This is a genomic window from Sphingomonas sp. DC5200-1, from assembly GCF_049897245.1.
In the GTDB taxonomy this organism is placed as follows: domain Bacteria; phylum Pseudomonadota; class Alphaproteobacteria; order Sphingomonadales; family Sphingomonadaceae; genus Sphingomonas; species Sphingomonas aquatilis.
Genome location: NZ_JAFCVW010000012.1, coordinates 1 through 18,959, shown reverse-complemented (window position 1 = coordinate 18,959; position 18,959 = coordinate 1). Strand labels below are relative to the sequence as shown.

General features: G+C 63.6%; 14 protein-coding genes and 1 pseudogene. 7 read left to right on the top strand and 8 right to left on the bottom strand.

Going from position 1 to position 18,959, the window contains the following annotated elements:
- Positions 1 to 165: 165 nt before the first annotated feature.
- Positions 166 to 543 (bottom strand): hypothetical protein, encoded by a 378-nt coding sequence (locus ACP7A3_RS18220; RefSeq protein ID WP_426256806.1) that lies wholly within the window; start codon positions 541 to 543, stop codon positions 166 to 168.
- 165 nt (positions 544 to 708) lie between these two features.
- On the opposite strand from ACP7A3_RS18220, the gene ACP7A3_RS18215 reads away from it, so the two are divergent.
- Together ACP7A3_RS18215 and ACP7A3_RS18210 are read left to right on the top strand one after the other, a co-directional pair.
- Positions 709 to 1,389 (top strand): response regulator transcription factor, encoded by a 681-nt coding sequence (locus ACP7A3_RS18215; protein WP_063687951.1) that lies wholly within the window; start codon positions 709 to 711, stop codon positions 1,387 to 1,389.
- Positions 1,380 to 2,771: an ATP-binding protein gene (locus ACP7A3_RS18210; protein ID WP_426256805.1), complete on the top strand. Its 1,392-nt coding sequence runs from the start codon at positions 1,380 to 1,382 to the stop codon at positions 2,769 to 2,771. Before ACP7A3_RS18215 ends, ACP7A3_RS18210 begins: the two co-directional genes overlap by 10 nt.
- On the opposite strand, the gene ACP7A3_RS18205 is transcribed toward ACP7A3_RS18210, so the two are convergent.
- Positions 2,731 to 3,063, bottom strand: coding sequence for a hypothetical protein (locus tag ACP7A3_RS18205; RefSeq protein WP_426256804.1), 333 nt, complete (start codon positions 3,061 to 3,063; stop codon positions 2,731 to 2,733). The genes ACP7A3_RS18210 and ACP7A3_RS18205 overlap by 41 nt on opposite strands.
- Before the next feature lie 210 nt (positions 3,064 to 3,273).
- Between ACP7A3_RS18205 and ACP7A3_RS18200 the strand changes: the two genes are divergently transcribed.
- Together ACP7A3_RS18200 and ACP7A3_RS18195 are read left to right on the top strand one after the other, a co-directional pair.
- The gene (locus ACP7A3_RS18200; RefSeq protein WP_426256803.1) at positions 3,274 to 3,975 is read left to right on the top strand and encodes a phosphatase PAP2 family protein; all 702 of its coding nucleotides are present in this window, start codon (positions 3,274 to 3,276) and stop codon (positions 3,973 to 3,975) included.
- Between the two features lie 31 nt (positions 3,976 to 4,006).
- Positions 4,007 to 6,550, top strand: a complete 2,544-nt coding sequence (locus ACP7A3_RS18195; protein ID WP_426256859.1) for a TonB-dependent receptor — start codon at positions 4,007 to 4,009, stop codon at positions 6,548 to 6,550.
- Between the two features lie 167 nt (positions 6,551 to 6,717).
- Here ACP7A3_RS18195 and ACP7A3_RS18190 read toward each other — a convergent pair whose 3' ends face one another.
- On the bottom strand, positions 6,718 to 7,452 hold the full coding sequence (locus tag ACP7A3_RS18190) for an SDR family oxidoreductase (protein ID WP_426256802.1): 735 nt from the start codon (positions 7,450 to 7,452) through the stop codon (positions 6,718 to 6,720).
- Positions 7,453 to 7,583: 131 nt separating this feature from the next.
- On the opposite strand from ACP7A3_RS18190, the gene ACP7A3_RS18185 reads away from it, so the two are divergent.
- Together ACP7A3_RS18185 and ACP7A3_RS18180 are read left to right on the top strand one after the other, a co-directional pair.
- The gene (locus ACP7A3_RS18185; RefSeq protein ID WP_426256858.1) at positions 7,584 to 7,895 is read left to right on the top strand and encodes an ArsR/SmtB family transcription factor; all 312 of its coding nucleotides are present in this window, start codon (positions 7,584 to 7,586) and stop codon (positions 7,893 to 7,895) included.
- A 1,062-nt stretch (positions 7,896 to 8,957) separates the two neighbouring features.
- Entirely contained in the window at positions 8,958 to 9,632 is a 675-nt protein-coding gene (locus ACP7A3_RS18180; RefSeq protein WP_426256801.1) for an SLATT domain-containing protein, read from the top strand.
- Positions 9,633 to 10,035: 403 nt separating this feature from the next.
- On the opposite strand, the gene ACP7A3_RS18175 is transcribed toward ACP7A3_RS18180, so the two are convergent.
- From ACP7A3_RS18175 to ACP7A3_RS18165, 3 genes are read right to left on the bottom strand one after another with little or no spacing between them, the layout of a single operon-like run.
- Positions 10,036 to 11,130: a hypothetical protein gene (locus ACP7A3_RS18175; protein WP_426256800.1), complete on the bottom strand. Its 1,095-nt coding sequence runs from the start codon at positions 11,128 to 11,130 to the stop codon at positions 10,036 to 10,038.
- A complete protein-coding gene (locus ACP7A3_RS18170) occupies positions 11,130 to 13,100 on the bottom strand; it encodes a hypothetical protein (protein ID WP_426256799.1) in 1,971 nt (656 codons plus the stop codon). Before ACP7A3_RS18170 ends, ACP7A3_RS18175 begins: the two co-directional genes overlap by 1 nt.
- The gene (locus ACP7A3_RS18165) at positions 13,097 to 14,353 is read right to left on the bottom strand and encodes a metallophosphoesterase family protein (RefSeq protein WP_426256798.1); all 1,257 of its coding nucleotides are present in this window, start codon (positions 14,351 to 14,353) and stop codon (positions 13,097 to 13,099) included. Before ACP7A3_RS18165 ends, ACP7A3_RS18170 begins: the two co-directional genes overlap by 4 nt.
- A gap of 215 nt (positions 14,354 to 14,568) precedes the next feature.
- Here ACP7A3_RS18165 and ACP7A3_RS18160 point away from each other — a divergent pair.
- A pseudogene (locus tag ACP7A3_RS18160) lies at positions 14,569 to 15,734 on the top strand (IS3 family transposase).
- A 455-nt stretch (positions 15,735 to 16,189) separates the two neighbouring features.
- Here ACP7A3_RS18160 and ACP7A3_RS18155 read toward each other — a convergent pair.
- Positions 16,190 to 17,062: an HAD family hydrolase gene (locus ACP7A3_RS18155; protein WP_426256797.1), complete on the bottom strand. Its 873-nt coding sequence runs from the start codon at positions 17,060 to 17,062 to the stop codon at positions 16,190 to 16,192.
- Positions 17,059 to 18,705, bottom strand: coding sequence for a metallophosphoesterase family protein (locus tag ACP7A3_RS18150; protein WP_426256796.1), 1,647 nt, complete (start codon positions 18,703 to 18,705; stop codon positions 17,059 to 17,061). Before ACP7A3_RS18150 ends, ACP7A3_RS18155 begins: the two co-directional genes overlap by 4 nt.
- Positions 18,706 to 18,959 lie beyond the last annotated feature (254 nt).

Genomic DNA, 18,959 nt, shown 5'->3' with positions numbered 1-18,959 from the left:
TTAGCACAGCATCGCGATGGAGCGCCTGGACAGAGGCGTCCGTCGCGATAGTGGCTATTGCGTCTTGCGGCTCCGCCCACGGGCAGTTCGCTGTCGCCCGATCGCGGAGGGTAAACCTCCTTGGGGCCATCCGGATGCGCCATCACAGGCGCCCTCGCGTCGTCCTTATGCCGTGGTCGCGCCGTCTGGCTCGATCCCCGACACGACCCAGGCGAGCGCGTCGTCATTGGACGTGGCGAAGCGGGTGAAGGGCTGGTTGAAGATGCGGCGGACTTGCAGGCGGACCAGCGTGGTGCCGGTGACGATGGCGAGGGCGCGCGCGTTCCTCATCTTGGTCAGGTGATCGCCCACCGCGGCGATCATGTCTTGCGCCTGCACCGGACAGCGTGAGACGTCGATGATCATTGCGTAGCTGGGCAGGCGGGCGGCGGTGATCTGGGCGATCAGGTCGGCGACCAGCTGGTCGGCGTCGGCGCGGGTGAGCATGCCGTGCATGTCCAGCCTGATGAGAGCATGGGTGCGGTCGACGACGATCTTGTACATGCGCGGTCCTCCAGCGCATGTCACGATAGCGGCGAGTCATTGATAAAGTGACTATCGGTTGTCCTGTGCGTCGGGACGATCGTCCGCATGCCGGGCCCTGTTGGCGTGCCACACACCTGTCACATCCGCGTGGCATCGTCGCGACAGGAAGACCGTAGACATCCCATGCGCCTGCTGATCGTCGAGGACGATCCCGTCATCGCCGATCAGATCGCCCGCAGCCTGCACGCCGTGGGGCATCAGCTGCGCGTGGCGGCAACGGGGGCGGCGGCGCTGCTGGCGTTGCGGCAGGACGATTGCGACGCGATCGTGCTCGACCGGATGCTGCCCGATCTCAACGGCCTGTCGGTGATCGACCAGATCCGCCGCGACGGCCTGTCCACGCCGATCCTGATGCTGAGCGCGCTGGGATCGGTGAAGGACCGGATCGAGGGGCTGGCAAGCGGCGCTGACGATTATCTCGCCAAGCCGTTCGACATGGACGAACTCGCCGCGCGCATCGCGGCGATCGCGCGCCGTGGCACCCCGGCGGGTGACAGTGCGCGGCTGGAGGTGGGGCGGCTGCGGCTCGATCCCAGTGGCCATCAGGCCTGGTTCCGCGGCCAGTCGGTGACGCTCAACCGGCGGCAATATTCGCTGCTCGCGCATCTGATGCGCCATGCCGACCGGCTGGTGACGCGATCGATGCTGCTGGAGGCGGTGTGGGGCTATGCCTTCGCGCCCACCGCCAATATCGTCGAAAGCAATCTCAGCCGGCTGCGTACCGCGCTGATCGGCATCGACTGCGACCCGATCGAGACGCAGCGGGGTGCGGGCTATATCCTGCGCTCCGAACGATGCGCCTGATCATGCGGCTCGCCGGTTGGGGAGGGCGGGGGCGTCCGTATGGCCTGGGGCGGCTGCCGATCCAGGTCGGGTTGACCTTTACCGTGATGATGGCGCTGGTCGGGGTGATCGGGTTCAGCGTGGCCGATGCGTGGATCGCGCGCCGGGTCGACACGTCGCTGCGTGCGCATGCCGCCAAATATCTGGGGCTCGGCCATGGCCAGCCGGTGACCGATGCCGTGGTCGCCGCGAAGATCGTCGACTGGCAGCGGCGCAAGGTGTTGAGCCAGCGCACCTATGTTCTGTTCGGCGCGGACGGCAGGCGGATCGCCGGGCGGCTCGACATCGGGCCGCCGCCGCTCGGCTATTCCAACGTCCGCTTCCATGCGGGCGGACGCGGCACGCAAAAAGGGCGGGCGTTGGCGACGCGCCTGCCGAGCGGGAGCCTGCTCGTCATCGTCCAGCATAGCGAGGCGGGGGAATCGCTGCACGAGCTCCTGCCCTGGGTGGTGCTGGCGCTGTCGCTCGCGGCGGCGGGTACGGGCGTGGCGGTGACGCTGGTGTTCGCGCGGCTGATCGCGGTGCGGCTCGCCGCGACGCAGGAGACGGCGGACGCGATCGCGGGCGGGGACCTCAGCCGCCGCGTACCGACGCAGGGGCTGGACGGCGTGTTCGCGGGACAGGCCGACAGCCTCAACCGGATGCTCGACCGGATGGACGATCTGGTCCGCAGCCAGCGGTTGTTCGCGAGCAACCTGGCGCATGACCTGCGCACGCCGCTCACCCGGCTGCGTGGCATCCTGCGCAACGGCGCGGAGGAGCCCGCCGTGCTGGAGCGGGCGGAGCGTGAATGCGCGGCGATCATCCGCATCTTCGACGCGCTGCTGCGGCTGGCGGAGATCGAGGGCGGGCGGCATCCGGCGGCGCTCGCCCCGCTCGATCTGCGTGCGTTGATCGAGGATGTCGCCGAGACGATGGAGCCGGTGCTGGCCGATCACGATGGCACGCTGACGCTGGAGGCGGGGGCGCGGCCGATGGTGGCGGGGGACGCCGATCTGCTGGGGCAGATGCTGGTCAACGTGCTCGACAATGTCGTGACGCACACGCCGCGCGGCACCCACGCGCGCCTGTCGCTGGTGTCTGACGGCGGCTTTGCGCGCATCACGGTGGCGGACGATGGCCCGGGCCTGGCCGAGGCCGACCGCGCGCGCGTGGTGCAGGCGTTCGAGCGCGCGGCCCAGGCGGAAACGCGCGGCAGCGGGTTGGGGCTGGCGATCGTCCAGGCGATCGTCCGCTTCCACGGCGGCACGCTGCGACTGGACGATGCCCGGCCGGGTCTCACCGTCCGGATCGCGCTGCCGCTTATGCCGCCTGACGCTTGCGCCGGTTCCGCCGCCGGTTGAGCCACATCGTCAGATACATCCAGAAGCCGGAGCCCGCGAAGAACAGTAGCGCGGCGCCGCCGCCGATATTGAGCGCGATGCCCACCGGGCCCAGCGTCTCGCCCGAATGGATATGCTTGAACCAGCGGTTCCAGCTCTTCATCGCGCTCGGCGGCGCCGGTGCATCGGCGGATACCGTCTTGGCCGGCGCGCGATCGAGCAGGTCGGTCGCCTGCGTCGCCAGCCCGGTCGCGGCGAGCAGCAGTAATAGAAGCGCGAACCAGGGGGCGAGCAGGCGGTGCCAACGGCGCATCGACGCATATCCATCATGTGGGCAGGTGGCGTCGCCCTGACACCCGCAATGTGACAGGCCGGCGATGCTTTCATTCTAAGTTTGCAATGTAGGCACGCTTTGCCCGCCCCGGCGCCTGATTGTCACGGATCGGTCATATAGCGCACCTAGCGCGCCGCTCGACACGGTCGTGCCCCGGCGGGGGGGGCCGCCGACCGGTCGGGGGATACCATGATGCACATCCGATACGGGATGCCGGTCGCGCTCGCGCTCGGCCTGCTCGCAACTGCTGCGGTCGCCAAGCATGACGGACGGCCTGCGGCGTCGCTGCTCGATCCGGCAGCCTTCGCGCCCACCGCGATCATCGCGCCGCCGCCCGCGCAGGGCTCGGTCGTGGCGCGGCAGGAACTCGCCTATCTGCGCGCGCTGCATCAGGCGGCGCCGGCGGAGCGGATCGCGCGCGCCGATGCCGATGGGCATGACAAGGGGCCGCACGCCTTCAACGCGGTGACGGGGCGCGACCTGACCGCGCTGCCCGCTACCGCCGCGCTGCTCGCTCGCGTCGATACCGAGACCGACGCGGTGGTCGATCGCGCCAAGGAGCATTTCCGCCGTATCCGCCCGTACCGCACCGACCCGACACTGCCGCATTGCGGCAAGGGCAAGGGGGTCGATGACAGCTATCCCAGCGGCCATTCGGCCTTCGCCTGGTCGACCGGCTGGACGCTGGCGCAGCTGATGCCGGATCGCGCCGCCGCGATCCTCGACCGTGCGCGCGACTATGCCGAGGGGCGCGAGATCTGCGCGGTCCACTACCCCTCCGATGTCGAGGCGGGCCACGCGGTCGGCCAGTTGGTCGCCGACCGGCTGCTCCACGATCCGCGCCTGGCCGATCAGGTCGCGGCCGCCCGCGCCGAACTCGCCCGCCGCTGACCCACTTCCCCTTTCGTCCGAGGACCCGATGATGACCCATGTTCCGTTCCGCGCCGCTCTGCTGGCGGCCACCACGCTCGCGTTGCCGACGCTGGCGCATGCCGATCCCGTCGCGGGCCCGGTCGCCGTGCCGGTGAGCGAGCCGACGGCGGCGGCCGTGCCGCAATCGACCAGCGCCGATCAGGCGGGGCAGGCCAATGACAAGCAATCGCTGACCACGTCCGACATCATCGTCACCGGATCGCGCACCGCCCAGGCGGCGCCGCTCACCGCCTCGCTGACCACGACGCAGCCGCAATCGGCGGTCAGCCGCGACTTCATCGAAAATAGCGCCGCGACCGCCGACGTGAACGAGCTGATCGCGTTGACGCCGGGCGTGTCGATCTCCGGCGCGGGCAACGGCTATGGCCTGTCGGAAACCAAGGCGACGATCCGCGGCTTCCAGGATGGCGAATATAACGTCACCTACGACTCGATCCCCTTCGCCGACACCAACAACCCGACGCACCATTCGACCGCCTTCTTCCCGTCGAACACGATCGAGACGATCGTCGTCGATCGCGGTCCGGGCAACGCCAGCCAGCTCGGCCAGGCGAGCTATGGCGGCAACATCAACATGTATTCGCGTGCCGCGACGGCGGATGCGGAGCTGCGCGGCGAGGCGATCGTCGGCAATTGGAACACCTTCATCGGCCGCGCGCTGTTCGAAAGCGGCAGCATCGACAAGCTCGGCGGCACGCGCATCGTGCTGACCGGCCAGTATCTCCAGTCGGACGGCGCGCTCAGCTATTCGCCGGTCGGATCGAAGAACCTGTTCGGCAAGGCAGTAGTGCCGATCGGCAGCGCCAACACGCTGACGGTGATGAGTAGCTGGAACCGCAATTTCTACTATCAGTCGGACGTGCTGAAGGGTGCGACCTGCGGCAGCGCGGCGACCGACGCCTATAACGCCGCCAATCCGACGGCGACGATCACCACCGCGCTGGGCGCCGATGGCCAGCCGTTGACCCAGCTGAGCGGGCGCGGCTGCGGCGCGACATCGCAGGTCGGGCAATATGGCTTCAATTACGGGCTCGGCAACAATCCGACCCAGCACGATTATTGGGAATATAACCGCACCGACAAGACGACGGACTTTTCGTACCTGCGTCTACAGAGCAATCTCGGCGGCGGGCTGACGCTCGACAATCGCGCGTACATGTACGGCTATACGAACAACACGCTGTCGGGGAATGGCAGCTCGTCCTTCGGTGTGCCGAAGGGCGGCACGTTGCCGGTGTTCATCGTCAAGTCGAACGGCGTCGTCACCGGCTTTACCGGCGCGGGCACGGCGGCGTCGCCCTATGTCGCGGTGTCGGGTGGCAACGACGTGCTGGGCTATGACAAGCTCAACAAATACCGCGTCTTCGGCTATATCGGCCAGGCGGATTACGACTTCGGGTTCGGCAAGCTGCGGCTGGGTGGCTGGTACGAATATGCCGTCACCGATCGCCACAATTTCGATCTCGACCGCACGACCAACCAGCCGAGTTATAACGAAAAGTTCAGCAGCGGCACGACGGCGACCAGCACGCTGCCGCCGATTTCGCAGGCGAATATCAACTTCGCGCAGCATTCGACCTGGCACCAGTATCAGCTGTTCGGCGAGGTCGAGCTCCGCCCGGTCGACGGCGTGTCGATCACGCCGGGCGTCAAATACGTCCACTTCACGCGCGGCGTGGATGCGGTCCTGCAACAGAAGACCCGCACGCCGCTCGACCTCAGCGCGACCTGGACCAAGACGCTGCCGTTCCTGACCGCCAATTGGCTGGTGACGAACAGCTGGTCCTTCTATGGCCAGTACGCGCAGGGCATGTACGTACCCGACCTGTCGAGCTTCTATTCCGCTTCGGGCCAGCTCGTCACCGCGCTCGATCAGCTGAAGCCACAGACGACGACCAACTATCAGATCGGCACCGTCTGGCACGGCCACAGCGTCTCGCTCGACGTCGACGGCTATATCATCAACGTCGACAACAAGATCGGCAATTGCACGACCACCGGCTGCGACACGACGCTGCTCGTGAACCAGGGGCAGGTCCGCTACAAGGGCGTCGAGGGGCAGCTCAGTGTCATGCCGATCCACGGCCTGACCCTGTTCGGCAATGCCAGCTACAACCAGGCGCGCAGCGTGCAGACTGATGCGCAGATCGGCAAGGCGCCCTTCGCCACCGCGGCGGCGGGCTTCATCTTCCGCAAGCACGGCTTCCGCGTGTCGTTCGACCAGAAATATACCGGCCCGCAATATGCCAATGATTACAACGGCAGCCCCGGGTTCCGCCTGTATCGCATCCGCCCCTACAGCATCGGCCAATTCGCGATCAGCCAGACGTTCGAGGGCGGATTGAAGCTGGGCGTGACGGTCAACAACGTCTTCAACAGCCGCGCCGTGACGCAGATCGCAACCAGCATCACCGGCGCTCCGACGACGACCATCAACGGCAAATCGTACCAGTCTGGCTATGGCCAGCTCGACCAGTTCAACTATTTGCCGCCGCGCTCCTTCCTGCTGACCGCGGGCATCTCCTTCCGGTAAATCTTGGCGGAGTGGCGTGGGACCTCGCTGAGCCCGGATGCGGTCCGCTATGCGCTGCGGCAGCCCGACGGCGTCGACATCGCCGAGGGCGGCATCTGCCCGACCGGGGCGGACATACGTGGGCATGGACGTGTCGGCTTTTGAGGCCGGCACGTCCAGGCTGGCCGTCAGGCCGTCGCACCGCCATCGATGTTGAGCGTCGTGCCGGTGATGTAGCTGGCATCCGGCCCGGCCAGGAACGCGACCGCCCCCGCAATTTCCTCGACCTTGCCATAGCGGCTGAGTGGGATCGTTTGCAGCAGCTGCGCAGCGAAGTCGCTGTCGGCCGGGTTCATGTCGGTGTCGATCGGACCCGGCTGCACGGTGTTGACCAGAATGTTGCGGGGAGCGAGGTCCTTGGCCCAGCCGCGCGCCAGCGCCGCCACCGCCGCCTTTGTCGCGCTGTAGACCGTGGTCGCGGGGAAGGCCATTTCGCCCGAGATGCTGCCGATCAGGATGATCCGGCCACCGTTGCGCAGGTGCGGCAGGGCCGCGCGGGTGCCGACATGCAGGCCCTTCACGTTGACGGCGAACTGACGGTCGTACGTCTCGTCGGTGTCCTCAGTGACGGACGCGAACTCGGCGACACCGGCATTGTGGACCAGAATGTCGATACCGCCCAAAGCCGCGGCGGCCTGTTCGACGCCGGCCCGCTGCGACGCCGGATCGGCGGCATCGGCCTGGAAGGCGAAGGCGGTGCCGCCCGCATGCGCGATTGCCGCCACCGTGGCGTCGGCCGCAGCCTTGTTGCCCGCATAGGTGATCGCCACGGTCGCGCCCTCCGCCGCCAGCCGCTTGGCGATGGCCGAGCCGATGCCGCGCGATCCACCGGTGACGAGCGCTGTCCTGCCCTGAATCGACATATAAAATCTCCAAAAATGCTGGCCCGCGATCACGGCATCGTGCGCTGTCGGCAGGCAGGAAATGGGGTGACGTTTCAACAGTTCAATAATTCCGAACTATTAAATTTGCCGCGGTGTCCTATATCGACGGCATGGCCCGCTTCACGCACCCCCGGCTGGAGGACGTTCCGCTCGATCTGGCGCTGCATGCGTTGGCCGATCCCAATCGGCTGGCCATGGTGGCGCGCCTCGCCGCGACCGAGCGGCTGAGCTGCACCGATGCCGCGCCGTGCGAGACGATCCCGAAAAGCACGCTGTCCAACCATTTGAAGTTGTTGCGTGCGGCCGGGCTGATCGAGACGACGCAGGCCGGGCGAGAGATGATCAATACGCTGCGCCGGGACGAGTTCGACCGGCGCTTCCCCGGCCTGCTCGACGTGGTGCTCGCCAACCGGCCGGGCTGAGCCGGCCGATCGCGTCGAGCGCGGCTACCGCATCGTCGTCGCGGTTAGTTTCGCGCGTCTCGCACTTTGCCCAGGTTTTATAGACTTGGGTGACGGGCGGCACCGTCTTGGCAGCTATGGTTCGCTCGACGGTGGGGAGAGCGCGGAGAAAAGCGCCCCATAGCCCGTAACTAGGACGGAGGGTGGTGGGGATACGGCTCCGTGCGGGATCGATGCAGAGGGCGCAGGCGATGCGGCGCAGCGGGGACGACGCATCGAACGAAGAAAACGCCGGTGCGAGTATATTTCAAGGGGTGGTCATACGGACCACTTTGTCCGCATCCTTTGTACCCAAGGATAGGTAAATCGTCCAGGAAGACGACCTGAACCGCGCACATCCGCCGTTCCGGCGAGCGCTGGTGACCCCTACGGGAGGCGTTGATCCAGCGTAAAAGCACGTAATTCTGCGGTTTTCGTGGGTCGCGTACCCATCAGTTTGTACACACGGTCTGTACCCGTGCGTATGACAATATGAGCCCGCTATTTGCCATTCGTCAAGGCGAAGCTGGTGGAGAGCTGCCTGTCCGCTTTCGGGCGTCGATCGCGTCAAAGCGGACGCTCGTTCAGGCGATAGGGTAGGGTGCTCGAACGCCCGCCGGTGGTGGTCAGCTGCACGGCCGCTTTCGGGCGTCAATCGAGGTAATCTGCCGTTTGTTCAGGTGTTGGCTGAGAGGAAGCAATACGGCCATTTCCTGGGTGGGCAACAGCACACCTAGTCTAGAAGTTTAAAGACCTATACAGCAGCCGATCATTCGGTAGACGAACCAGAATGAGATTACGAGACTGCTGAAGATGTGTAGGATCCTCTGGAATGGGGCAGCCGCGAGGCGAGGCTCACCTTCTCCATACTGGCGACGAAAGCGGGACCCGCAGCCTGGCTTCCATTGTAGTCCGGGCTTAGAGGGATAAGTAGTTCAGCGGGGGCGCTGGGGAGCACGTGTGAATAAGGCGGGAACGAGTAACCAAGTGGCTTCAATCGGCGTGAACTCGCTTGGTGATGGACTCTCACCATGGCATGGATGGGTGGCGGGGATTGCGGTTCTTGTCTTTGTGGGCGTCATCCTTGCGGCGGTGTACGCTCGACGACGCCGACCGGTCGAGGATCCGGCTCGCCTTACGGACTTTTTCGAGTCTCTACAGACTCTTGCGTGGACGGACGAGGAGACCGCATCGTCTCTGGACCGACTCGCCATCGCCACGACCACGCTCTTCCAGGCTGAGGTCACGTATTACTACCGGACGCGCACAGCTCGCAGACTGACGGCGTCGCTGTTCCGCTGGTCCGCCTTCCTCTTCGGAACGGCGGGGCTGGCCTGTCCTCTGCTGGAGACAGCCGTGCCAACCTGGACCGGCGTGTCGCGCCTCGGCTACATTCTTCTCGCGGCAGCGGCCGCAAGCCTGGCAGGCAACGAGCTGTTCGGAGGGACGAAGGGTCACATCCGTACTGTGACCGCGCAATACACGCTAGAGCGGCTTCTGAACGAGTTTGTTGTCGACTGGAGTGAATGGCGGAGCAAGGCAGAGCGAACGAAGGATTGGGCCGGGGGGTTCGCGATCCTGCGGCGTCTGTCGAACGGGGTGTATTCGACGCTGCTTGACGAGACAAAGGAATGGGGCGCGGTCGTTACCGAGGCGGAGGGATCCTATCGCGCAAGCGTTTCGCCCGGTACTGGCAGATCGGAAACGCCTGCTCGCTGAGTAAATCCGTATCGCGTGCAGCCCCGCCGAAAGGTGATCCGGTAGCCACGTCGTTTGTGGAGTGGAAGCTGGTTTTGTTTGTCTCGGTGCGAGTGAACAAAACGGACCTGTGTCCCCCAACTTGGCGGAAGCTGCCGCATGCACGCCGGCCGGACGACTTTACATGGCCCCGCGGCAGAGAGCGTCGAGGAGGCGCGTAGGCGCTTCGTGTGGGGCCGCGCAAACGATGCCGTTGAGCTGGTAGGGTCGGCGTACTCAGCACCTCGGCAGTGCGACCGCGCAAGCGCTGGCAGTCGCTCTCAGGCTTCCGAAGAACTTCGCCGGCCTCTTCGGCTACTTCGACAAACTTGCTGACAGCCGCAGGTCACGTCAGCACCAACGGATCCAAACCTCAATAACCTTCCTACGCAGCGTACGGTTCTACCGCATCAACATTGCCGTGGCTCGAGGACGCCACAACGCTGAGGTCGCGCAGTTCGTAAGACCACATTATCCCGATGGCCGGCGTCTCGGTCTCCACGTAGCGGTCCGGCATTCGGCAGACGAGCGTGAAGTCCGGCCTGATTAGGGCGGCGACGCCGAAGCCTATCGCATGCGGCTTAGTGCCTAGGCAAAGGCCGACCTCTTTAAACCTGCCAGAGTGGTCTAGCAAATCGACAACGATGTCTCCGGCTGCCACGGCGTCGCCGGCCGGGCACCTCAAGATCTCTCTCTCGTCGAGGTCAAGGTTGTTGGCGAGTGCCTTCGCCTCCTTCTCGCTCTGGTCACCGTATTCGGGGGAGAAGCCTGGGTAGGGCGTCACTAGTCGGTGGCGTTCGGCCTCATAGGAGCGGATCAGCTTCCTCGCCTGAAACGTCTCGAAACCGATGGAAGCGACGATTTCGACTTTTTTGTCGGGGGAGAGCCGGCCCTCAAGGTAGGGAACCGGCAGCGAGCGCCACGAGCCTTCTGTGAATGCATGGTCGGAGGCGAGCGATGTGTTTCCGTCGGAGGGCGCATATCGCCCCTCAGCGTAGAGCAGTCTTAGCGACCGGACCGACCCGGATGACACGCAGTAGCCCATAAGCGTCAGCACGTAGTACTTGGGAAGGCAGCTGACGTCGACGACCATGTCTAGCGGTCGTCCCAGCGCGATGCGGGTGGCGGCGACGAGTTCGATCAGCGCGTTGCGCCAGCTCTCGACGTCAGACACGGAATGCCGGCCAAGGTCGGTAACGACCCCAGCTTGTTCGGCCGCCAGCCGCGCCAGACTAGCGTCGTGCTCAGCCCGCCGTCCCGATGTCCCCTCCTCGGCAAACGAGACCACGGCGGCCGCGGAGTAGCGGCCGTGCTTCACGCGGGCCACCTCGATGCATCTGCGCTCCCAGCTCGAGGTCAGAACCAGCAGGTCACCCGCGGCTTCAAGCCGCTCGCTAATGCGGCGATCCTGACGGACCTCCAGGTGTCCCCGCCGCCAAGTCATGGCGGCGACCTTGGCCGAGATTTCGTTGTTCTCCATCAGAGAAGCCTCGGATGCTCGTCCGGCGACTCTCGAAGAATGCGCGAATAGGCCCGTCCCACCGCCTCGTCCACTTGGACGTCGGAGCCGGCGTCGCAGACCTCGGCAAACTCTTCCATCGGCATTTGCAGCATCCCGTATGGCCCGCGATGCGAGAAGCCGAAGTAGGAGGCGAAGCGGCGGTGCAAGTGGAAGGTCAGGTCTTGTTCGTCGTGTCCCTCGCCGATCTGTCCCTGCCGCGGTGGGCGAAGCAGCCCATCTGCCTCGCACCGTTTTAGCAGTCGCCGGATGAATTCCTTCCTGTCCGGCAACGACATACGGCCTCGGCTGAGCGTCTCTAGGTCGAAGTGGAAGTTGCCACGCTCGGGGGTCGAAAGCGTGGACGTAGAGGCGTGGTTCGATTGCAATCTCGCCGTCAGCTTGCCGATGAACTCGATTGCGCGTTCAGCCTCGGCACCATCGCGTTCGAAGTTGTTGCGGATTCCGTCGTATTTGGCTCGGCTGGACACGCGGACGCCCTCAAGCTGCGTGTCGGCCGAGAGGGGTTCCTCTCGCCGCAGCAGGCCGCCGACCGACCGGATCTCCTTACGCGCGACTGCTTGCTCGAAAATCGACCCCATCATCTCGAGGTAGTCGCGTATGCAGGTGTCGCCCATGTTGATGATGGTCTGAGCGCCCATATAGGGCACGCGGCTGAGCCGATACTCCGAGTAGATTGCTAACAGAGCGGCGAACTGTTTCCTACGCATGTAGGCGTCGACGTTCTCACTTCGGGTGTCGCGCAACCGTTCCCCCAGTCTCTCTAACACGTATGTCTCGTAGATTGGCGGCACCTTCCGGCGCGCGCCCGAGTTCAAGCGGCGACTCCTGTCCACGAGCGCGTTAAATTCCGATGAGAGCGAGTTCCGTGCCGCCTCGAGAAGGGCAAGGTCGACGTTGAGGCTTCCAAGAAGGTCGCGCAAGTTGAAGTACTTTGCCGGCAGCTCGTGCAGTGGCGGGCGTTCTGCGCTGGAGTCCGAATAGTAGATGCGCAGGCGGGAAACGTTCTCGCAAAGCCTGTAGAAGTGCTTGCCGTCAATCTCGTCCAAGTGGAGCTGCGTGCGGTCAGCATCGCTGAGTGTCTGGTTGTGCTGGATTGTATTGGTCGAGTCGTAGTCGACCGACACGAAGCTGATGACCCAGAATAGTGGATGGCTGGAGTTGCGGACCATCGTGTTGAGGAAACGCTGCTGGAGCGCGCGCAGCGTCTCGCAGTCATCGATGCAAATCTTGAGGTGGAAGTCGGTCGAGCAGACACCCGCGGTCGAGCAGGCGAGCTCCCGAAGCGAGGACGCCAAGTCGTTGATGAAGACGCCCGGCTGGACAGGCAAAGTGTGCTCCAGCGCCTGCCGCAGCATGCCTCGCGTCATCAAGACATTAAGGCGCTGGTGTGCGTCACGGAAGATTTCGGACAGGTCGTCCAGGCTCCGGCAGGCTCCCGCCCGCCGCACGTCGAGTGACGGGTATCGTGAGATGAGGCGGCGGACAGTCTCCTCCTCTAGCTCAAACGAGTAGGGGAAGCGGCCGGCGGCACGCAGCGAGGCCAGTGCCTCGCAGATCAGCTGAGCCGCGACAAACTCTATGAGCTGCGAAAACAGCGTGTGTCCGAGCGCCTCAGCGCTCGGGCTCTCCGGGAAAGCGCTCGTCCAATCGATGAGGCCTAGGGCGCTCGCGAGGTAGTCTGGGAGTCTGAAGTAGACGGCCACGTAGTCGGGCGGGTTCGACCCCAGCTGATCGCGAACAGTCGGATTGTGGAGCCGCTCTCGCCAGTTCACCGCCTTCAGCAGGCTCGTCTTGCCGCTCCCGCGTGTTCCCGCGACGTAGGCCGACTTTTTCCCCTCTAGCTTGCTCACGTCGGGCGAAATCCAGATGAGCGGATGCTGCTCGTGTTCGAAGCGAGTAGGTCGAAACGGGTTCCTGATCTCGTTCATACCGCCCTCGAAATGCGCCAACGTGAGATCGGCCGGTCGGGGTTCTGGACGTGGACGAGCCCAAGCCACCGGAGTTCCTCAATAACTCCGTGCAGCGTGCTCGTGTCCCAGCTCGTGGTGATCGAGAGATCGGCGGGGTACTCAACTTGATCGGGCTCGATCCTGCGCATGAGTTCCCGTCCGTTCGCACTCACCATGTTGAGCCCCTCCCGCGCGTCCCAGATGGGCACCGACTGCGACGTCAGTCGCTCGACATGGCTGCCGCTGCGGCGGTAGCGGCCCACTTGACACCCAAGCGGCACACCGTCCTCGTTAAAGGCAACCTCTATCACATTGAACCCGTCCCGCAGCAGGGGTGCGGAAATTGAGATGATAGCGCCGCCCGGATAGCTCGGCGACCGCACGACTTCGACCGGATCATCGTGGAGGTGCCCGTGCAGGAAGATGACGGGCCGCTTGAGGGTCAGGAGCGCTGCGCGGACCGAACCGGCGTTGATGAGTTCGGAATACGGAGCGATGCGCGGGGTCGTCTGCGGCAGAATGTTGTGGTGCGCGCAAATGACAGGCATCGCGGTCTCGGGCAAGACCGAGATTGCTTCCCGGAGAAGCCGCAACGTCTCGTTGTCAATTGCCGGGGTATCGATGCCCTCGTAAATCTCGTCTAATTCCGCCTCGCTGCCGCCGTCCCGGAGGATGCGGTCAATCTCTGGGCCTGCCTGTTTCGCTAGGATACCACCTAGCAGACGGATCTGGCCACAGCCGCGGCAGCTGTTGATGCCGTATACGCGAAGCTCAGCAGGCGAGCCTTCGCCAAACACCCTTACCTCGGGATCGAGCACGCTAGCGGCCGGAAAGCCCGCATCAACTATCGAAGCGTTGATGTCGTGGAAGCGCTGGTCAGTCTCTGGGTCCTTCTTGCGATCGACGTCATGGTTGCCGATCAGCAGCTGGCAGTCGGGCATCGAGCCGCTCGACCAGTCGGTTGGAAAGAGGTTGCGCAGGTAGGCCAGGCATTCGTCGAGGCCGGTCTGGTCACCACGGTTGGTAAAGTCGCCCATGAAGGCAACGAGCTGCGGCCGCTCCTCGTCTACGCTTTTGGCGAGTGCCCGGTAGATCGATTGTAAGGGCGGCATGCCGATGGACGCGGAAAGAGCCTTCGGAAATCCGGGGTCCTTATTGTCAACCGGGGATGCCGTGTTCTCCCTGTCGGTGTAATGGACGTCCCCAACCTGTATGATTTTGAATAGATGCAACTTGCGCCCTGTCCTGCGTTCTTCGTCCGTATCGCCCCACTAACTGATCTAGCACATTGAGGTGCGGCTTCTAGGGGCGGAATCGTCGTGTTCGGCGATCAAGGCGGCCTGTATTCCAGTGGAGTGGCGCGGCGTTCGTCGTGTTAGTGTTGACGTGACCCCCGTTTCTTCATCCATCTGGAACTGGAGACCGGCCCATTGAAGGGACGGACGGAATGAAGCGGAAGCAGTTTTCGGAAGAGCAGATCATCGGCATCCTGAAGGAGGCCGAGGCGGGTGCGGTGGTGACGGAGCTGTGCCGCAAGCACGGGATGTCGAGCGCGACCTACTAAGCGTGGAAGGCGAAATTCGGCGGCCTGGAGGTGTCTGACGCAAAGCGCCTGCGGTCGCTCGAAGAGGAGAACGCCCGGCTCAAACGGCTATTGGCGGACACGATGCTCGACAACGCGGGGTTGAAAGACCTGCTGTCAAAAAAGTGGTGACGCCCGCCGCGAAGCGGCAAGCGGTCGCGCATCTCCAGGCGACGTTGGGGATGAGCGAGCGGCGGGCGTGCATGGTCGTTGAGGCAGACCGCACGAGCATGCGGTATCGCTCGTGCCGGGCAGATGATAGCGACCTGCGGTCGCGTTTGCGTGAGCTGGCGCAGCAGCGCCGGCGGTTCGGCTATCGGCGTCTGCACATTCTGCCTCGCCGGGACGGCATCACGATCAACCGCAAGAAGACCCAGCGGCTCTACCGCGAGGAGGGCCTGACGGTGCGTCGTCGTAAAGGACGAAGGCGTGCTACAGGCAGCCGGGCACCCACGCCGGTGCTAACGCTCCCCAATCAGCGCTGGAGCCTGGACTTCGTGCACGACCAGCTCGTTACCGGTCGACGGTTCCGCGTGCTCAACATCGTCGACGACGTCACGCGCGAATGCCTCCGGGCGGTAGTGGACACGTCAATCTCGGGCCGGCGGGTCGTGCGCGAACTGGCCGATCTGATCGCCGAGCGCGGCAGGCCGAAGATGATCGTCAGCGACAATGGGACTGAACTGACGTCGAACGCGGTGCTCGTCTGGTCCGGCGATACCGGCATCGAGTGGCATTACATCGCGCCGGGCAAGCCGACGCAGAATGGCTTTGTCGAGAGTTTCAACGGTCGCATGCGCGACGAGCTGCTCAACGAGACGCTGTTCTTCACCATCGGTCAGGCCCGCTCGATCCTGGCGCGCTGGGTCGACGACTATAACACCGAGCGGCCGCACTCCTCGCTCGGCTACGATACCCCGGCTGCGTTCGCTGCCGGGCTCGAACAGCAACGGGCGGGGTTAACCCCGCCCGTTGCTTCATCTGCGCTCATGCGCGACAACACCGGTCGGCCTCTGGTTGTCGCTGGATGAAAGACCGGGGTCACGTCACTCCGAATATCCTCTAGACTGACCCTAAGTAACTCTCCCCTTAGCTGGAAGCGTCGTGTATATCGCGTGCGGCCTGCACCAGTTCTACAATTTTCTAATGCTGAAAATACTAGCCGAGATCCATGGAGCCAGACCCTGCCGTTGAGACCGACCGGTTGTGATACCAGTACGCCATGGGTTTTGTTAATAGAAAGCAGAACATCTGTATTCAGGCGCTCAAATGTCACACATCAGCGCTAATTTAGCTCTGCCCCGCAGTAGCTACACACCTCAAGAGCGGTCGTTGATGCGGCGAGAGCGACGCACTGGTAGTAGACATGAACACTAGTGCTTTGGCACATGCTCAGGCTGAATTGCGTTCAGCTTGGCAGCGCACTGTAGGATGGAGCTGGAGAAGGGCGCATGACCGCCTGTACTTTTTGCCAACATCCTTCAGCCTACCCCTGTGCGGTACGCTGCGGCGCGAAATCGAAGCGATCGAGTAAGTCAGCAAACCGGTCGAGTGTCGCATCCGGGCGTGCGCCAGCGGCTTCCGCCTTGAGCCTAGCCTCGTCGGCAACATCGGTGTCAGTCCAGTGCGTAATCCGGACCAACTTTTCCCACAGACCCGGTTCGACCTCGATGCCATATCGCGCCCAGGCCGAACGCACGCCTGCACTTGCCGCCATGAAGATGTCACGCGACATGCTGTCGCCGATATAGAGCGTCTGTCCGGGCGGCACGCCGAGGTCACGGCAAATGTCGAGCAGGGTGCGCGGGTTAGGCTTCTTATCGCCTTCGGGCAGCACCTTGAGCAGCGTCTCGCGTGCCGGGGTGTCGACTCGATCGGGAAAGCGCGCACCTGGGGCGTAGAGGTGCTCGATGAAGTGATCGAGCCCAAGCCGGTTGACCCGATACAGGCTGTTGGGGATCCGAGCGTCAGTATAAGCAACCATAGGAACGCCCCGTTCGGCCAATGCTTCGAGGGTGGCAGTCACCCCGTCATAAAGCGCTAGCCGTTCCTTTCGCACGCTGTTGAACCGGTGGAACGCAGCATCGAGCACCTCAGCCCGTTCATTGCGGCTAAGGCCAGACAGGCGCGCCCTCACGCTCGCCGCCTCAAGCAGCGCGAATGGATGTTCCGAGCTGCCATGGCGTTGATGCACCAAGCGCAGATCGTCGAGCAGCGTCTCGATATCCAGATCGAGAATCGCCGCCGCTTTCTCCGCCATCGCATAGAAGGCCGGCACGAACGAGCCGACCCAATCGTACAGCGTGTTGTCGAGATCCGTAACCAGCAGCGCTACCGGCCCGGAAACGGTTTGTATCACTCGACCACACTCCAATCCTCGAGCTTTAGGCCCCCATCCTCGAACCGACCGAACGGCGCGCGGAAGGTCTTAAACCGCTCAAAGCTACCTTTGGCGCGGGCACGGTACATCAACACGTCGAGACCCGCCGGACTGAAATCGAGCAGGTTGAAATAATTGCTGGCACCTTCGGTTTCCTTCGAGCCTGCACTGCCACCGCCGATCAGCGATATCTCGCCGAGTTTATAGTTGGTGCTGGCATGTTCCGGAAGGTCATAGACCGACGAGCGCCACAGAAAGGCGCGGTGCTTGTGGCCGTGCAATGCGAGCTGGACCCGATGCTTTGCCGCCATCCGCTGAATTCGCACTGCATCAACCGCCATGCCATAGCCTTGCGGAAAGCCGCTATCGGGCTCGATATCCTCGGTGACCGCGAGATGATGGTGGATGGCGAGCAGGCGTAATGCCCCGCTTAGCTGCGAGTCGCTGGCGGCGGGCCAGCCGAGTCCAATCCGCACTTCTTCCAGCGAGGCCTCATCGATCCGCCCCATCCCAGCGAGGAAATTCTTGCCCGTCTGAAGCGACGACGAGTTGAGCGCCGCAATTTCGAGCGTCAAGCCCGAAGGCAGCAGCCAGCGCCGCCCCATCGCCAAATGCTTGCTCGGCGGATGCTGGAACAGCCGTTCGTAGAATGCCTCATAGTTCTTTTTAGCCTCGGCCGGTGCTGCCGTTACCTTCTCGCCGGGTGCATAATTTCCGTTAGTGCTCCATTGGATATCGTGATTGCCGGGTACGACAATTAGATGATCGGGGGCGAGGTCGAGCAGCCCAAGTAGCTTGTTCAGCGAGTTGAGTGCTTCGTCGAACTCCGCGGCCGAACCTAGAAAGGTCAGATCGCCCGATACGATCACGCCGCCGATCTGTTTTATGCCAATTCCAGCCTTCAGCGCGCTGCTCAGCGTGTTGGCGGTTTCCTCGACTTCGCTCTCTAGTCGCCAGACATGATGGTCGCGGAATCGGTCAAGCGCGAAATGTAGGTCAGTAATGTGAAGGATCGTGTTTGATTTCAATCGCACTACTTCACCGGTGACCGCAGCGGACAGCGCATGGGTCGTTAGCAGGATCTTGTCAGACGGATCGGTAGCGATGCTCGGCCGTATCTCCCAGATCGTTGTGTCCATACCGCGGAGCTCACTGGACTCGGTAATCTTCTTGTTTACAAAGCGCTGCAGCAACTCTTTGCGGTAATTAGGAAGGTCGGGCGCCTTTCGAAACGAATAATGGCCGAAAAACTCGTTCATCGGCTCAATATGGGTGAGACGCATCCAGGCGCGGCTGAACGGACTTTCGCGATAATAGGACGGCACCAGATCGCGGTCAGCGGGCGGCTTGACCAGCTCACCATGCTCCTCGGGCGGAATAATCCCCGTGACGAGTGCGCGATAGACGCGGCCTCCCCCTGAATCGAACAGACCGACCGCGATCGGGTTAGTTTCGGTCGCTTTGGCTAGCGCATGCCAGACCTCGGCACGATTGTCTTCCGAGGGGCGTTTCCACCAGCCCCACCAAGTAGCGCCGTGCGTCTTGATCACGGACTGGTGGCTGTCGATCGTCTTCGCGACCAAATCGCGGAACCGAAATAGAAACTGTAGGTCGTCTGCCATGGCCCCTCCACATAATCATGCGCATCTCGTTTCGAAGGCAATTGCATGTTAGGAAATGATCCGCTTGTCCATGACCGAAGTTGATCAGTGGGCTGAACGGCATGAATGGAGGTTTCTGAGTCTTGGTGTCAGAACTGAGCGAGACTGTTGAAAAAGGATCGCGTGGGATCAGCGTGGTGGATGACAGGTGACGCCGGGCACCGGAGGATGCGCCGCGTATCAGGCCGGCGCGGCCTGCCGGGCCAGCAGCTGGA

Coding starts and splice junctions, on each gene's coding strand:
- ACP7A3_RS18200 (WP_426256803.1), top strand. CDS start 3,274: ATGATGCACATCCGATACGGGATGCCGGTCGCGCTCGCGCTCGGCCTG.
- ACP7A3_RS18175 (WP_426256800.1), bottom strand. CDS start 11,130: ATGGAGAACAACGAAATCTCGGCCAAGGTCGCCGCCATGACTTGGCGG.
- ACP7A3_RS18170 (WP_426256799.1), bottom strand. CDS start 13,100: ATGAACGAGATCAGGAACCCGTTTCGACCTACTCGCTTCGAACACGAG.
- ACP7A3_RS18210 (WP_426256805.1), top strand. CDS start 1,380: ATGCGCCTGATCATGCGGCTCGCCGGTTGGGGAGGGCGGGGGCGTCCG.
- ACP7A3_RS18190 (WP_426256802.1), bottom strand. CDS start 7,452: ATGTCGATTCAGGGCAGGACAGCGCTCGTCACCGGTGGATCGCGCGGC.
- ACP7A3_RS18185 (WP_426256858.1), top strand. CDS start 7,584: ATGGCCCGCTTCACGCACCCCCGGCTGGAGGACGTTCCGCTCGATCTG.
- ACP7A3_RS18205 (WP_426256804.1), bottom strand. CDS start 3,063: ATGCGCCGTTGGCACCGCCTGCTCGCCCCCTGGTTCGCGCTTCTATTA.
- ACP7A3_RS18195 (WP_426256859.1), top strand. CDS start 4,007: ATGACCCATGTTCCGTTCCGCGCCGCTCTGCTGGCGGCCACCACGCTC.
- ACP7A3_RS18220 (WP_426256806.1), bottom strand. CDS start 543: ATGTACAAGATCGTCGTCGACCGCACCCATGCTCTCATCAGGCTGGAC.
- ACP7A3_RS18150 (WP_426256796.1), bottom strand. CDS start 18,705: ATGGCAGACGACCTACAGTTTCTATTTCGGTTCCGCGATTTGGTCGCG.
- ACP7A3_RS18215 (WP_063687951.1), top strand. CDS start 709: ATGCGCCTGCTGATCGTCGAGGACGATCCCGTCATCGCCGATCAGATC.